Genomic DNA, 12,876 nt, shown 5'->3' with positions numbered 1-12,876 from the left:
CCATTAGAGTTGCCGGCCTTCCCGCCTTGGCCAGCACCTTGCCAGCCTTGGCAAAGCGCTCTAGGCCGGTATGATGCGGCACTTTTGGAAGTTGCCGCATGCGCGCCCGCTGTACCCTCGCCGTCCTGCTCCTGTGCCTCTGCGCCACCGCCCTCGCCAACCCGCCACGCACCTTCAGCGAAGCCAAGAAAATCGGCTGGAAGCTGTATGGCCGGCAATCCATCGAGTTCTATTGCGGCTGCAAATTTCGCGGCAACCGCGTCGACCTGAAGAGCTGTGGCTACCAGCCGCGCAAGAATCCCAAGCGCGCCGCGCGCATCGAGTGGGAACACATAGTCCCTGCCTGGCAGATCGGCCATCAGCGCCAGTGCTGGCAAAACGGCGGGCGCAAGAACTGTGCGAAGAACGACAAGGTCTACCAGCGCGCCGAGGCCGACCTGCACAACCTGGTGCCGGGCATCGGCGAGATCAACGGCGACCGCGGCAACTTCGCCTACGGCTGGCTGCCGCAGCCACCCAGTCAATACGGTGCCTGCCCGATGGTGGTGGACTTCAAGGCGCGAATCGCCATGCCGCGCAAGGAAACCCGCGGCATGATCGCCCGCACCTACCTGTACATGAGCGACCGCTACCAGCTGCGGCTGTCGAAGCAGAGCCGGCAGCTGTACAGCGCCTGGAACAAGCAGTACCCGGTAAAAACCTGGGAACGCCAGCGCAACCAACGGGTCGGCTGCGTGATGGGTTGGGGCAATCCCTACGTCGACGGCTTCAACAAGCGCGCCTGCGGGAGCTGACTCGCGCAGCAGGCAAGCACAAACCCTCGCCTTAACCATCTCACAGTCGTCAAACCATCATCAGCCGAGGGGATGATGATTCAAGGATGGCTGGATTCCGTCCGTCAGATGCGCTTTGATGCGGCGGTGAAAGTGCATGCTGCCGAGTGAAAGCATCCGCTCGGCTGGACCCCATAGGCTGAGTGAGGTCGCTACTCTGAACCGCTCCCGAAGAAAGCACCTGTGAACAAGACCGCCCTGGCTTGCCGGCTGCTTCTGCTGCTCCTGGCTCTGGCCGGCAGCATGAGCCTTCCTGCCCTCGCGGACTCCGGGCAACAGCCCGCCAGCGGCGCCGCCCTGCACTTCGTCGAAGAAGCCAACTGGCCGCCCTTCACCGAGGAAACCCACGGTCTGGCCAGCAAAGGCCTGTCCTACGAACTGCTGCACTTGATCGCCGGCCGCCTGGGCCGTCGGGTGGAAATCGAATTGCTGCCACAGCAGCGCATGATGCAGAAGCTGCGTCAGGGCGACAAAGACGGCGTCAGCATGGTCAGCTACAACGCCGAGCGCGCCGGCTTTCTGGCCTTTTCCGCGCCCATCCTGCAAAAGCGCGGCTACCTCTACTACAACGTCAAGCGCCCGTTGCCCATCGAGTTCAGCGATTGGCGCGACCTGCAAGGACTGCTGATCGGCATCGTCATCGGCCACAACTACGGCGCGAACTTCGACCGGGCACGCCGCGAGCTGCCGTTGCAGGTGGTCGAGGTGGTATCCGTGCAGCAGCTGTTCCAGATGGCCAAGCTCGGGCGCATCGATGCCTTCCTGGCCATCGACCTGACCGCCCTCGAGCTCACGCAACACCCCGAGTTCAAGGACGTGATCGTCCGCGCCGCCCGGCCCTACTACGAAGCCCCGTATTTCATCGGCCTCTCGCGTAAATCGGCGACGATTGAGTTGCTCCCGCAGATCGACCAGGCGATTGCCGGGCTGAAGGCCAGCGGCGAGCTGCCAGCCCTGCTGCAGCGCTACGGCATCCCGAACTAGCCGCCCGCACAAACAAAAAGGCCAGCTTGATAGCTGGCCTTTTTGTTGGGTTACCTCTGCATCTTACAGCGGCTTGCCGCGACTGCCATGCTGGCTGACGAAGGCCTGAATCGCCTTCAGGTCGTTGGCCAGCACGGTGCAACGCTCTTCGCGCTGGAACAGATCGGCCAAATGCGCCGGCAGCGCCGGAGCCTGACCGACACCGGCCTTCTCCACCGCCTCGGGGAACTTGACCGGGTGCGCGGTGCCGAGGATGACCATCGGGATGGCCAGGCTACGGCGGCATTCGCGCGCGGCGCGTACGCCGATGGCGGTGTGCGGGTCGAGCAACTCGCCGCACTCCTCGTACACCTGGGCGATGGTCTCGCAGGTTTCTTCGTCGTTTACCGCCAGCGAATCGAACAGCTTGCGCGCCTCGGTCCAGCGCTCTGCCTCGACGCTGAAACCGCCGCCCTGCTTGAAGGTGTCCATCAGGCCGGCGATCGCCGCGCCGTTGCGGCCGTGCAGGTCGAACAGCAGGCGCTCGAAGTTGGACGAGACCATGATGTCCATCGACGGCGACAGGGTCGGGTGCAGGGTGTCCTTGACGTACTGATTGCCGCTCATGAAGCGGTGCAGGATGTCGTTACGGTTGGTCGCGACGATCAGCTGGCTGATCGGCAGGCCCATGTTGCGCGCCAGGTAGCCGGCGAAGATGTCGCCAAAGTTACCGGTCGGCACCGAGAATGCCACCGAACGAGCCGGGCCACCGAGCTGCAGGGCCGCATGGAAGTAGTAGACGATCTGGGCCATGATCCGCGCCCAGTTGATCGAGTTGACTGCCACCAGGCGGGTGTCCTTGAGGAAGCCCTGGTCGGCGAAGCTGGCCTTGACCATTTCCTGGCAGTCGTCGAAGTTGCCTTGCACGGCGATGTTGTGGATGTTGTCGCCGAGGATGGTGGTCATCTGCCGGCGCTGCACCTCGGACACGCGGTTGTGCGGGTGCATGATGAAGATGTCGACGTTCTCGCACGCCTTGCAGCCTTCGATCGCCGCCGAACCGGTGTCGCCGGAGGTGGCGCCCATGATCACCACGCGCTCATTGCGCTTGGTCAGCACATAATCGAGCAGGCGGCCGAGCAGTTGCAGGGCGAAGTCCTTGAACGCCAGGGTCGGGCCGTGGAACAGCTCCAGTACCCACTCGTTGTCGTTCAGCTGGCGCAGCGGCGCCACGGCGTTGTGGGCGAACACGCCGTAGGTTTCTTCGAGGATCTTCTTGAACTCGGCATCCGGGATACTGCCGGTGACGAACGGACGCATCACCCGGAAGGCCAGTTCGTGGTACGGCAGGCCGGCCCAGGAGGCGATCTCTTCCTGGGTGAAACGCGGCAGGTTTTCCGGCACATACAGGCCGCCATCGCTGGCCAGACCGGCCAGCAGCACATCTTCAAAATTCAGGGCCGGAGCCTGGCCGCGGGTACTGATATAACGCATGACTTTCTACCTCAGACCAGTTGCTCGACGCGGATACGCACGACATTGCCGACCACGTCGCTGAGCGCTTCGAGGGCGCCGATCGCTTCGTTGATTTGCGTCTCGAGCACGCGATGGGTGACCAAGATCATCGGCACCAGGCCGTCGTGCTCCTCGGCTTCCTTCTGCATGATCGACTCGATGTTGATGCCGCGCGCGGAGAGGATGCTCGCCACCTGGGCCAGCACGCCCGGGTGATCCTTGGCCTGGATGCGCAGGTAATAGGCGCTCTCGCAGGCCTCGATCGGCAGGATCGGATGATCGGACAGCGCATCCGGCTGGAAGGCCAGGTGCGGCACGCGGTTTTCCGGGTCGGTGGTCAGCGCGCGAACCACGTCGACCAGATCGGCGACCACCGAGGAGGCGGTCGGTTCCATGCCGGCGCCGGCGCCGTAGAACAGGGTCGAACCGGCGGCGTCGCCGTTGACCATCACCGCGTTCATCACGCCGTTGACGTTGGCGATCAGGCGATCGGCCGGGATCAGGGTCGGATGCACACGCAGCTCGATGCCCTTGTCAGTGCGGCGCGCCACGCCGAGGTGCTTGATGCGATAGCCCAGCGCTTCGGCGTAGTTGACGTCGGCGGTGGTCAGCTGGGTGATGCCTTCGGTGTAGGCCTTGTCGAATTGCAGCGGGATGCCGAAGGCGATGGAGGCGAGGATGGTCAACTTGTGCGCGGCGTCGATGCCTTCGACGTCGAAGGTCGGATCGGCTTCGGCATAACCGAGCGCCTGGGCTTCCTTGAGCACGTCGTCGAAGGCACGACCCTTCTCGCGCATTTCGCTCAGGATGAAGTTGCCGGTGCCGTTGATGATGCCGGCCAGCCAGTTGATGCGGTTGCCGGCCAGACCCTCGCGGATCGCCTTGATCACCGGGATACCGCCGGCGACGGCGGCCTCGAAGGCGACGATGACGCCCTTCTCGCGGGCCTTGGCGAAGATCTCGTTGCCGTGCACGGCGATCAGCGCCTTGTTGGCGGTGACCACGTGCTTGCCATTGTCGATGGCCTTGAGCACCAGATCACGGGCGATGGTGTAGCCGCCGATCAGCTCGATGACCACGTCGATGTCCGGGTTGCTGGCCACCGCGAACACGTCGTTGGTAATCGGAGTACCGGTAATGTCGCACTGCGGGTTCTGCGAGCGCAGGGCAATCTGCGCCACTTCGATGCCACGCCCGGCACGCCGCGCGATTTCCTCGGCGTTGCGCTTGAGCACGTTGAACGTACCGCCACCGACGGTACCCAGCCCACAGATGCCAACTTTGACCGGTTTCACACTGAACTCCCCATCTGCACTGCGTAAAACGGCCGAGCGATGCTCGGCCGTGAATATTCAAGGAGCCGCACCTTACGAAGCGGCTGGCTATTAGTCAATCTGCCACAAGCCCCGGATTACTTGGCCTCGAGAGCCAGTTTGGCCAGTTGCGGCGCCGGCTGATAGCCGGGAATCATCTGCCCGTTGGCCAGGACGATCGCCGGAGTGCCCTGCACGCCAATCATCTGCCCCAGCTCGAACTGCTTGGCCACCGGGTTATCGCACTTGGCCGCCGGCAGCTCCTCGCGGGACTTGGCCTGGTTCATCGCTGCCTGGCGATCCTTCGAGCACCAGACGCTGACCAGGGTGTTGTAACCGTGGCTGCCGATGCCCTGACGCGGGAAGGCCACATAGCGCACTTCGACGCCGCGGCGGTTGAGCTCGGCCACTTCGCTGTGCAGTTTCTGGCAGTAACCGCAGTCGGTGTCGGTAAACACGGTGATATGGGTCTTCGGCTCTTTGGGCGCGAACACCACCATCTCACTGGTGGGAATGGCGTTAATTTCCTTGGCCACCCCGTGGCTCTCGGCCTGTTCGGTGAGGTTGACCGCCTGGCCATTCTTGAACTGATAGAGGTAGCCCTGCATGAGGAACTGGCCATCGGCGCTGGCATACAGCTGGCGACCGCCTTTCAGGTGCACCTGGTAGATGCCGCTCATCGGGCTCTCGGCGATGGCTTCGATCGGCAGGTCAGGTTGCAGGGCTTTCAAGGTGCTGCGGATCGCCTGGTCGGGATCGGCGGCCAGAGCGGCACTGCTGACCAGGCCAAAGGCGGCGGCAGCTAAAATTCGGGTCACGCGCATGGGTACTCCTGTCGAGCGGCGGACGATGTTGCGGATCGATGCAGCCTACCACAGATGCCCGGATTGGCCGATCACAGCAGGTCGGACGGGCGTTTCACCGGCCCCAATGCGTGGACGAGTTCTCAGCCGCGCGGATGGTGTTGGGCATGCAACTCCTGCAAGCGCGCCTTGGCGATATGGGTGTAGATCTGCGTGGTCGACAGGTCGCTATGCCCCAGCAGCATCTGCACCACCCGCAGGTCGGCGCCGTGGTTGAGCAAATGGGTGGCGAAGGCATGCCGCAGGGTATGCGGCGACAACGCCTTGCCGATCCCGGCGACACCGGCCTGATGCTTGATCCGGTGCCAGAAGGTCTGCCGGGTCATCTGCCCGCCACGCAGACTGGGAAACAGCACGTCGCTGGGCTTGCCGTCGAGCAGAAAGGGCCGCGCCTCGCGCATGTAACGCTCTATCCAGACCATCGCCTCTTCACCCAAGGGCACCAGACGCTCCTTGCTGCCCTTGCCGAACACCCGCAGCACGCCCTGGCGCAGGTTGACCTGTTCCAGGGTCAGGCTGACCAGTTCGGTCACCCGCAGCCCGCAGGCGTACAGCACTTCGAGCATGGCGCGGTCGCGCAAGCCGATCGGCTCGCCCAGCTCGGGGGCAGCCAGCAGTGCCTCGACATCCGCTTCGGAGAGCGACTTGGGCAGCGGCCGGCCGATCTGCGGCAAATCCACCTGCAAGGTCGGATCGTTGACGATCAGCCCCTCGCGCAGCAGATAGCGATAGAAGCCGCGCAAACCGGAGAGAAAGCGCGCGGTGGAGCGCGCCACATAGCCTTCGCTCAGGCGCCAGGCGAGGTGATCGAGGATCACCTCGCGCCCGGCCTCGGGCAGTTCCAGGCCACGTTCCTGCAGCCAGCCGTTGAAATGCGCGAGGTCGCTGCGATAAGCCGCGCGGGTGTGCTCGGACAAGCCCTTCTCCAGCCAGAGGGCATCGAGGAAACGGTCGATCAGCGGATGGTCCAGAGCGGGCATAAGGGGCTATATCTGCGAGCGGGGCAACGTTAGTCTTTCATAGCGTGGCCATGTACGGCCAGGATTCCGACCTCAGGACGCTCCATGAACGAACAACAGATCCTCCTCGCCATCGGCGGTATCGGCGGCGCGGCCCTCGCCTGTCAGTGGCTGGCGTGGCGCCTGCGACTCCCGGCAATCCTCTTTCTCCTGCTCTGCGGCATCCTCGTCGGCCCGCTGCTCGGCTGGCTCGACCCGCAAGCCCTGTTCGGCCCGCTGCTGTTCCCCCTGGTGTCCCTGGCGGTTGCGCTGATCCTGTTCGAAGGCAGCCTGACCCTGCGCTTCAGCGAATGGCAGGAGATCGGCACTGTAGTAAGGCGCATGGTCACCCTCGGCGCCCTAGCCACCTGGGCGGTGATCGCGCTGGCCACCCACTACCTGTTGGACTTTTCCTGGGAGATGGCCCTGCTGTTCGGCACCCTGACCCTGGTCACCGGGCCGACCGTGATCGTGCCGATGCTGCGGGTGATCCGGCCGAAAGCTTCGATCGCCAACATCCTGCGCTGGGAGGGCATCGTCATCGACCCGATCGGCGCGCTGCTGGCGGTGGTGGTTTACACCTACATCGTCACCCAGGACAAAGGCCAAGGGCTGCTGAACAGTCTGGAGACCTTCGTCGGTGTGATTTTCTGCGGCTGCGCCTTCGGCCTTGTCGGCGGCTGGCTGTTTGGGCAACTGCTGCGCCGCCATTGGCTGCCGGAATACCTGCACAACCTCGCCGCCCTAACCGCCGTACTTGGCGTGTTCATCGCCGCCAACCAGACCATGCACGAATCCGGCCTGCTGGCCGTGACACTGATGGGCATGGGCCTGGCGAATATGAAAGGCGTGGATGTGCGGCCGATTCTGCACTTCAAGGAAAACCTCAGTGTGCTGCTGATTTCCGGTTTGTTCATTCTCCTCGCCGCCCGCCTCGACCTGCAGGCCCTGCTGGCGCTCGGCCCGGCGGTGCTGCTGTTGCTGGCGATCATCCAGTTCGTCGCCCGGCCGCTCAATGTCGGTCTGTCCACCTGGGGCTCCAGCCTGCACTGGCGCGAACGCTTCCTGCTCTCCTGGGTTGCCCCGCGCGGTATAGTCGCCGCCGCGGTTTCGGCGATTTTCGCCGAGCGCCTGAGTGAAGCTGGGCACGCCGGCTCCGACTTACTGGCGCCACTGACCTTCGCCGTGATCATCGGCACCGTGGTCCTGCAAAGCGCCACCTCCCGGCCGCTGGCGCGCCTGCTAAAAGTTGCCGAGCCGGCGCCCAGCGGCTTCCTGATCGTCGGCGCCCATCCGCCCGCTCGCGAGCTAGCCAAAACCCTGCAACAGCTTGGCAGCCGCGTGCTGCTGACCGACTCCAGCTGGGAGAACATCAGTGCCGCGCGCATGGAAGGCTTGCCGACCTATTTCGGCAACCCGGCCTCACAACATGCCGACGCTAATCTCGATCTGGTCGGCCTCGGCCGTCTGCTGGCGCTGTCACCGGGCGGCGAACTCAACACCCTGGCGTGCATGCGTTACCGCCACGAATTCGGCAGGCAACGGCTGTTTTCGCTGGCCAGCGGCCTGGAGAACCATCGCAGTGACAAACATCGGGCCAGCCACGAACACCGCGGCCAAACCTTCGGCAGCCAGCCGCTGACCTATGCACAACTGGCCAACCGCCTGAGCAAGGGTGCCGAGCTGTACACCACGACGCTGACCAGCGGTTTCGACTGGGCAGATTATCAAGCGCTGCATGGCAATCGCGCGGCGCTGCTGTTCGCCCGTGGGCCGGATGGCTGGGTGCATGTGGTAAGCCCGGACGTCACCGCCACCCCACAGCCGGGCTGGGTGCTGGTCGCGCTGATCGAGCCCGCAGATGGCGGCTCGACGCCGATCGACCACCATCCGTCGTAGTGAGCGTTAGAGGGCGATGAAACGGCTCGTCACCCTATCTTTGGTCTGGTGACAGCCGCGCCGGCTACACGCATCATGATTGCACATAGCCATCAATGCACCACGGACTCCTTCCCATGCCCAGCCAACAGCATTCCCGCCTTGGCCTGATCCTCATCAACAAGGGCTTGATCAGCCGCGCCCAGTTGGACCAAGCCATCCGGCTGCAACTTACCCACCACAAGCGCCTGGGCGAGATCCTCGTCGAACAGGGTCTGCTAAGCGAACGGCAACTCAGCAAAGCCCTGAAGAAGCAAAGCAATCTGCGCCTGGCCGCCACCCTGGTTGCCGCGCTGCTCAGCCCGTTCCAGCTTGCCGCGGCGGACATCCAGCGCATGCAACCGAGCAACAGCGCAAGCCGCGAGGAAACGCCGAGCGGACTCAAGCCGCTTAACGACCGCGAAATGCGCAACGTCAACGCCCAAGGCCTGGACGAAGCGCTGCAAGGGCTGTTTCTGCAAGCTGAACAAGGCACCGGAGTAGCTACCGTCAGCCAACTGGCCAAGTTGGTCATGCCCGTACTGAACAGCCTGGAGGCAGCAACCTCGTTGCAAGATGTGCGCTATGACACCCATCAGCTGAGCTCGCTGATGAACTCCGATGGCTCGGTCAATGTGCGCCTGCCCAGTTCCATTGGCGAATTGCGCTTCGACAACATCCGCGTCACCGGCACCGCGCCACAGCAGAACTTCGGCAGTTTGACGCTGAACAACATCGACCTATCGCAAGCCAGCCTGAAAATCAGCCTGCGCCCCTGAGGGCAAGACGTCAAAAGGCGCCCTCGGGCACCTTTTGATTTACTCGCAGCAGAAATGAAAAAAGCAGCCAGAAGGCTGCTTTTTTCATTGCGGAAATGGCGATTAGGCCAGCTTTTCCTTGATGCGTGCTGCCTTGCCGGACAGGTCGCGCAGGTAGTACAGCTTGGCTTTGCGCACGTCACCGCGACGCTTGACAGCCAGGCTGTCGACCAGCGGGCTGTAGGTCTGGAAAGTACGCTCAACGCCAACGCCGTTGGAGATCTTACGAACAGTGAAAGCACTGTTCAGACCACGGTTGCGCTTGGCAATCACGACGCCCTCGAAGGCCTGCAGACGCTGGCGATCACCTTCCTTCACTTTCACCTGAACGACAACGGTGTCGCCCGGGGCGAAGGCCGGGATTTCTTTGGTCATCTGCTCAGCTTCGAGCTGCTGAATAATTTTGTTGGTCATGCTGTGCTCCTAAGACCGGCCATTGGGCCCGCCATCGATACGTTAACTATCGTCCTGCTGGTGAAGGTACTCCGCCAGCAGCTTCTTCTCTTCTCCAGAAAGCGAGCGGCTATCCAGAAGATCGACGCGTCGTTCGTAGGTCCGCCCCAAGGCTTGCTGCAAACGCCAACGCCGGATATGTGCATGATTGCCACTGAGCAACACGTCGGGAACACGCTTCCCCGCATACACCTCCGGTCGGGTGTAGTGCGGACAGTCGAGCAAGCCATCCGTGAAGGAGTCTTCCTCGGCCGAATCTGCATGACCCAATGCACCGGGCAGCAGACGTGTCACCGCATCGATCAGCACCATTGCCGGCAGTTCCCCGCCAGACAATACATAGTCGCCAATCGACCACTCTTCATCGACATGCGCTTCGATAAAGCGCTCATCGATGCCTTCATAACGTCCGGCGATGAGAATCAAAGCTTCCTCATTCGCCAGCTCCCGAACCGCCGACTGTTTCAGTTGACGACCCTGGGGGGACAGGTAGATCACTTTCGCCGACCTGCCGATCGCTTGCTTGGCATCCAGCAGCGCATCTTCGAGCGGCTTGATCTTCATCACCATGCCCGGTCCACCACCGAAGGGCCGATCATCCACCGTGTGGTGGCGGTCCGTGGTGTAGTTCCGGGGGTTCCAGCAGGTCAGTTGCAACAACCCCTGCTTCACCGCGCGGCTGGTAATGCCATATTCGCTGATGGCGGCAAACATCTCTGGGAACAGCGTAATGACTTCAACGCGCAGGCTAGCCATGTTTCGCTCTAACCCGTGATTTAGAAGTCCGCATCCCAATCAACCTGCATTTCACCGGCCGCCAGATCGACACTGAGAACACATTGCGCCGTATAGGGCAGCAAACGTTCGCGATCATCCAGGCTATCCGTGCAGGGTTTGACCACCATTACATCGTTCGCGCCAGTCTCCAGCAGGTGGTCGATGCGTCCGAGCAATTGCCCGGCCTGATCGATGACCTTGAGGCCTTCCAGCTGAAACCAGTAGTAGTCGCCATCGGTAAGTTGCGGCAACAGACTTCTGAGAACGCAAATTTCAAAGCCTGCAAGAGTTCGTGCCTGATCACGGTCATCGAGCCCCTTGAGCTTTGCCACCAGAACCTTGTTCTGGGAGCGCCCCTTGAGCAGTTCAACCTGTCGAATTTCGCCGTCGCGCCGGAGCGTCCAATGGCGGTAACTCAGCAGGTTGTCGATCGGATCGGTAAAGGAATAGACCTTTACCTCGCCACGGACGCCATGCACCGAAACAATCTTGCCGATGACGACCAAATCATCGACGGAGGTGGGCGTCTCACTCATGTGGCTTAGGCAGCAGCCTTAGCAGCGTCCTTGAGCAGCTGAGCAACGCGCTCAGACGGCTGGGCGCCCTGGCCAAGCCAGTAGGTCACACGCTCTTGATCAACGGACAGACGCACTTCACCACCGGCGGCGACCGGGTTGAAGAAGCCGATACGTTCAACGAAGCGACCGTCGCGCGCGTTGCGGCTGTTGGTCACGGTCAGGTGGTAAAACGGGCGCTTCTTGGAGCCGCCACGAGCAAGACGGATAGTTACCATGTGAACATCGTTCCTGTAGTCGGTACTAGCAAATCTGATAAATCATGCCGGACACTAGGCCCGAAAGGCCGCATATTCTAAGGATTATCAAGGCTCTTGCAAAGCTCTTTTTAAGCTCACAGCTTGGGCATGCCGCGCGGCATCATGCCACCCATCCCGCGCATCATCTTGGCCATGCCGCCCTTGGCAGTGAACTTCTTCATCATCTTTTGCATCTGTTTGTGTTGCTTGATCAGCCGCCCGACGTCCTGCACCTGGGTACCGGAGCCAAGCGCAATGCGGCGTTTACGCGAACCGCTGATGATCTCCGGATCACGACGCTCGGCCGGGGTCATGGAGTTGATCATCGCCTCCATTTGCTTGAACTGCTTTTCCGCCGCCCCCTGGGCATTGCCCATCTGCGCCAGATTGACGCCACCCAGCTGTGGCAACTTGTCCATCAGGCCGCCGAGGCCACCCATGTTTTTCATCTGATGCAACTGATCGCGGAAGTCTTCGAGATCGAAGCCCTTGCCTTTCTTCAGCTTCTTGGTGAGTTTCTCAGCCTTCTCGCGATCGAGGGTCTGCTCGGCCTGCTCGATCAGACTGAGCACGTCGCCCATACCGAGGATGCGCGAGGCAATGCGGTCTGGGTGGAAAGGTTCGAGCGCGTCGCTCTTTTCACCCATACCGATGAACTTGATCGGTTTACCGGTGATGGCGCGCACCGACAGCGCCGCCCCACCACGCGCGTCACCATCCACCTTGGTCAACACCACGCCGGTCAACGGCAGCGCATCACCGAAGGCCTTGGCGGTATTGGCAGCGTCCTGACCGGTCATGGCATCGACCACGAACAGGGTTTCCACCGGCTTGACCGCCGCGTGCACCGCCTGAATCTCGGCCATCATTTCGGCATCGATGTGCAGCCGACCAGCGGTATCGACGATCACCACATCGATGAATTTGAGCTTGGCCTCCTTGATCGCCGCCTCGGCGATGGCGACCGGCTGCTGACTGAGATCCGACGGGAAGAAGGTGACGCCGATATCGTTGGCCAGGGTTTCCAGCTGCTTGATTGCCGCCGGGCGGTAGACGTCTGCCGACACCACCAGCACGCTCTTCTTCTTGCGCTCCTTGAGGAAGCGCGCCAGCTTGCCGACCGTAGTGGTCTTACCGGCGCCCTGCAGGCCAGCCATCAACACCACTGCCGGTGGGACAGCATTCAGCGCAAGGTCTTCGTTGGCCGCGCCCATCAGCTCTTCGAGCTCGGCGCGTACGATTTTCACGAAGGCCTGCCCTGGGGTCAGGCTTTTCGACACCTCGGTGCCGACCGCACGCTCCTTGACCTTGCTGACGAAGTCCTTGACCACCGGCAAGGCGACATCGGCCTCAAGCAGGGCCATGCGCACTTCACGCAGAGTATCCTTGATGTTGTCTTCGGTCAGCTTGGCTTTACCGGTGACGGTACGCAGGGTATGCGAGAGGCGATCGGTCAAATTTTCAAACATGCGCGTTCCTTTCAGACTCCACGGAGCCAAGCTTGAGCTTGCGGCAGGCGGCGGATTATAGCGAAGAGTCCCCGCGCCCGACACCGCCAGCGGTCTTTCGTGAAATGGCGGTTTTATGCCACACTCACGCCCTTTCGGGCCCG

13 protein-coding genes are annotated in these 12,876 nt (G+C 62.3%); 4 read left to right on the top strand and 9 right to left on the bottom strand.

Going from position 1 to position 12,876, the window contains the following annotated elements:
• The first annotated feature begins 98 nt into the window (after window positions 1–98).
• Window positions 99–794, top strand: a complete 696-nt coding sequence (locus tag D3880_RS06205; RefSeq protein WP_119892618.1) for an endonuclease — start codon at window positions 99–101, stop codon at window positions 792–794.
• 222 nt (window positions 795–1,016) lie between these two features.
• Window positions 1,017–1,817 carry a substrate-binding periplasmic protein gene (locus D3880_RS06200; RefSeq protein WP_119892617.1) on the top strand — a complete coding sequence of 267 codons (801 nt, stop codon included), beginning with the start codon at window positions 1,017–1,019 and terminating at the stop codon, window positions 1,815–1,817.
• A gap of 63 nt (window positions 1,818–1,880) precedes the next feature.
• On the opposite strand, the gene thrC is transcribed toward D3880_RS06200, so the two are convergent.
• From thrC to xerD, 4 genes are all read right to left on the bottom strand, one after another.
• Window positions 1,881–3,290, bottom strand: a complete 1,410-nt coding sequence (thrC, locus tag D3880_RS06195) for a threonine synthase (RefSeq protein ID WP_119892616.1) — start codon at window positions 3,288–3,290, stop codon at window positions 1,881–1,883.
• An 11-nt stretch (window positions 3,291–3,301) separates the two neighbouring features.
• Entirely contained in the window at window positions 3,302–4,606 is a 1,305-nt protein-coding gene (locus tag D3880_RS06190) for a homoserine dehydrogenase (RefSeq protein WP_119892615.1), read from the bottom strand.
• Window positions 4,607–4,722: 116 nt separating this feature from the next.
• Window positions 4,723–5,448 carry a DsbC family protein gene (locus tag D3880_RS06185; RefSeq protein ID WP_119892614.1) on the bottom strand — a complete coding sequence of 242 codons (726 nt, stop codon included), beginning with the start codon at window positions 5,446–5,448 and terminating at the stop codon, window positions 4,723–4,725.
• A gap of 122 nt (window positions 5,449–5,570) precedes the next feature.
• On the bottom strand, window positions 5,571–6,467 hold the full coding sequence (xerD, locus tag D3880_RS06180; RefSeq protein ID WP_119892613.1) for a site-specific tyrosine recombinase XerD: 897 nt from the start codon (window positions 6,465–6,467) through the stop codon (window positions 5,571–5,573).
• A gap of 84 nt (window positions 6,468–6,551) precedes the next feature.
• Between xerD and D3880_RS06175 the strand changes: the two genes are divergently transcribed.
• Together D3880_RS06175 and D3880_RS06170 are read left to right on the top strand one after the other, a co-directional pair.
• Window positions 6,552–8,384 (top strand): cation:proton antiporter, encoded by a 1,833-nt coding sequence (locus tag D3880_RS06175; protein ID WP_119892612.1) that lies wholly within the window; start codon window positions 6,552–6,554, stop codon window positions 8,382–8,384.
• Between the two features lie 116 nt (window positions 8,385–8,500).
• On the top strand, window positions 8,501–9,181 hold the full coding sequence (locus D3880_RS06170) for a cyclic di-GMP-binding domain-containing protein, MshE-related (protein ID WP_119892611.1): 681 nt from the start codon (window positions 8,501–8,503) through the stop codon (window positions 9,179–9,181).
• A gap of 102 nt (window positions 9,182–9,283) precedes the next feature.
• On the opposite strand, the gene rplS is transcribed toward D3880_RS06170, so the two are convergent.
• From rplS to ffh, 5 genes are all read right to left on the bottom strand, one after another.
• Complete coding sequence (gene rplS / locus D3880_RS06165) at window positions 9,284–9,634, bottom strand: 50S ribosomal protein L19 (RefSeq protein WP_119892610.1); 351 nt, start codon at window positions 9,632–9,634, stop codon at window positions 9,284–9,286.
• A gap of 42 nt (window positions 9,635–9,676) precedes the next feature.
• Window positions 9,677–10,429 carry a tRNA (guanosine(37)-N1)-methyltransferase TrmD gene (trmD, locus tag D3880_RS06160; RefSeq protein ID WP_119892609.1) on the bottom strand — a complete coding sequence of 251 codons (753 nt, stop codon included), beginning with the start codon at window positions 10,427–10,429 and terminating at the stop codon, window positions 9,677–9,679.
• A gap of 20 nt (window positions 10,430–10,449) precedes the next feature.
• Entirely contained in the window at window positions 10,450–10,986 is a 537-nt protein-coding gene (gene rimM / locus D3880_RS06155; protein WP_119892608.1) for a ribosome maturation factor RimM, read from the bottom strand.
• Window positions 10,987–10,991: 5 nt separating this feature from the next.
• Complete coding sequence (gene rpsP, locus D3880_RS06150) at window positions 10,992–11,243, bottom strand: 30S ribosomal protein S16 (RefSeq protein ID WP_119892607.1); 252 nt, start codon at window positions 11,241–11,243, stop codon at window positions 10,992–10,994.
• A gap of 116 nt (window positions 11,244–11,359) precedes the next feature.
• Window positions 11,360–12,733 (bottom strand): signal recognition particle protein, encoded by a 1,374-nt coding sequence (gene ffh, locus D3880_RS06145; RefSeq protein ID WP_119892606.1) that lies wholly within the window; start codon window positions 12,731–12,733, stop codon window positions 11,360–11,362.
• Between the last annotated feature and the right edge of the window lie 143 nt (window positions 12,734–12,876).

The sequence above is a fragment of the Pseudomonas cavernae genome (genome assembly GCF_003595175.1).
Taxonomy (GTDB): Bacteria; Pseudomonadota; Gammaproteobacteria; order Pseudomonadales; family Pseudomonadaceae; genus Aquipseudomonas; species Aquipseudomonas cavernae.
Note: the sequence above shows the minus strand (reverse complement) of the source record. Positions and strands in the feature narration are given on the sequence as shown.

Bases quoted from the DNA above. Each gene is read 5' to 3' on its own strand.
- D3880_RS06205 (WP_119892618.1), top strand. From the start codon at position 99: ATGCGCGCCCGCTGTACCCTCGCCGTCCTGCTCCTGTGCCTCTGCGCC.
- D3880_RS06175 (WP_119892612.1), top strand. From the start codon at position 6,552: ATGAACGAACAACAGATCCTCCTCGCCATCGGCGGTATCGGCGGCGCG.
- D3880_RS06185 (WP_119892614.1), bottom strand. From the start codon at position 5,448: ATGCGCGTGACCCGAATTTTAGCTGCCGCCGCCTTTGGCCTGGTCAGC.
- ffh (WP_119892606.1), bottom strand. From the start codon at position 12,733: ATGTTTGAAAATTTGACCGATCGCCTCTCGCATACCCTGCGTACCGTC.
- trmD (WP_119892609.1), bottom strand. From the start codon at position 10,429: ATGGCTAGCCTGCGCGTTGAAGTCATTACGCTGTTCCCAGAGATGTTT.
- rimM (WP_119892608.1), bottom strand. From the start codon at position 10,986: ATGAGTGAGACGCCCACCTCCGTCGATGATTTGGTCGTCATCGGCAAG.
- xerD (WP_119892613.1), bottom strand. From the start codon at position 6,467: ATGCCCGCTCTGGACCATCCGCTGATCGACCGTTTCCTCGATGCCCTC.
- D3880_RS06170 (WP_119892611.1), top strand. From the start codon at position 8,501: ATGCCCAGCCAACAGCATTCCCGCCTTGGCCTGATCCTCATCAACAAG.
- rpsP (WP_119892607.1), bottom strand. From the start codon at position 11,243: ATGGTAACTATCCGTCTTGCTCGTGGCGGCTCCAAGAAGCGCCCGTTT.
- thrC (WP_119892616.1), bottom strand. From the start codon at position 3,290: ATGCGTTATATCAGTACCCGCGGCCAGGCTCCGGCCCTGAATTTTGAA.
- rplS (WP_119892610.1), bottom strand. From the start codon at position 9,634: ATGACCAACAAAATTATTCAGCAGCTCGAAGCTGAGCAGATGACCAAA.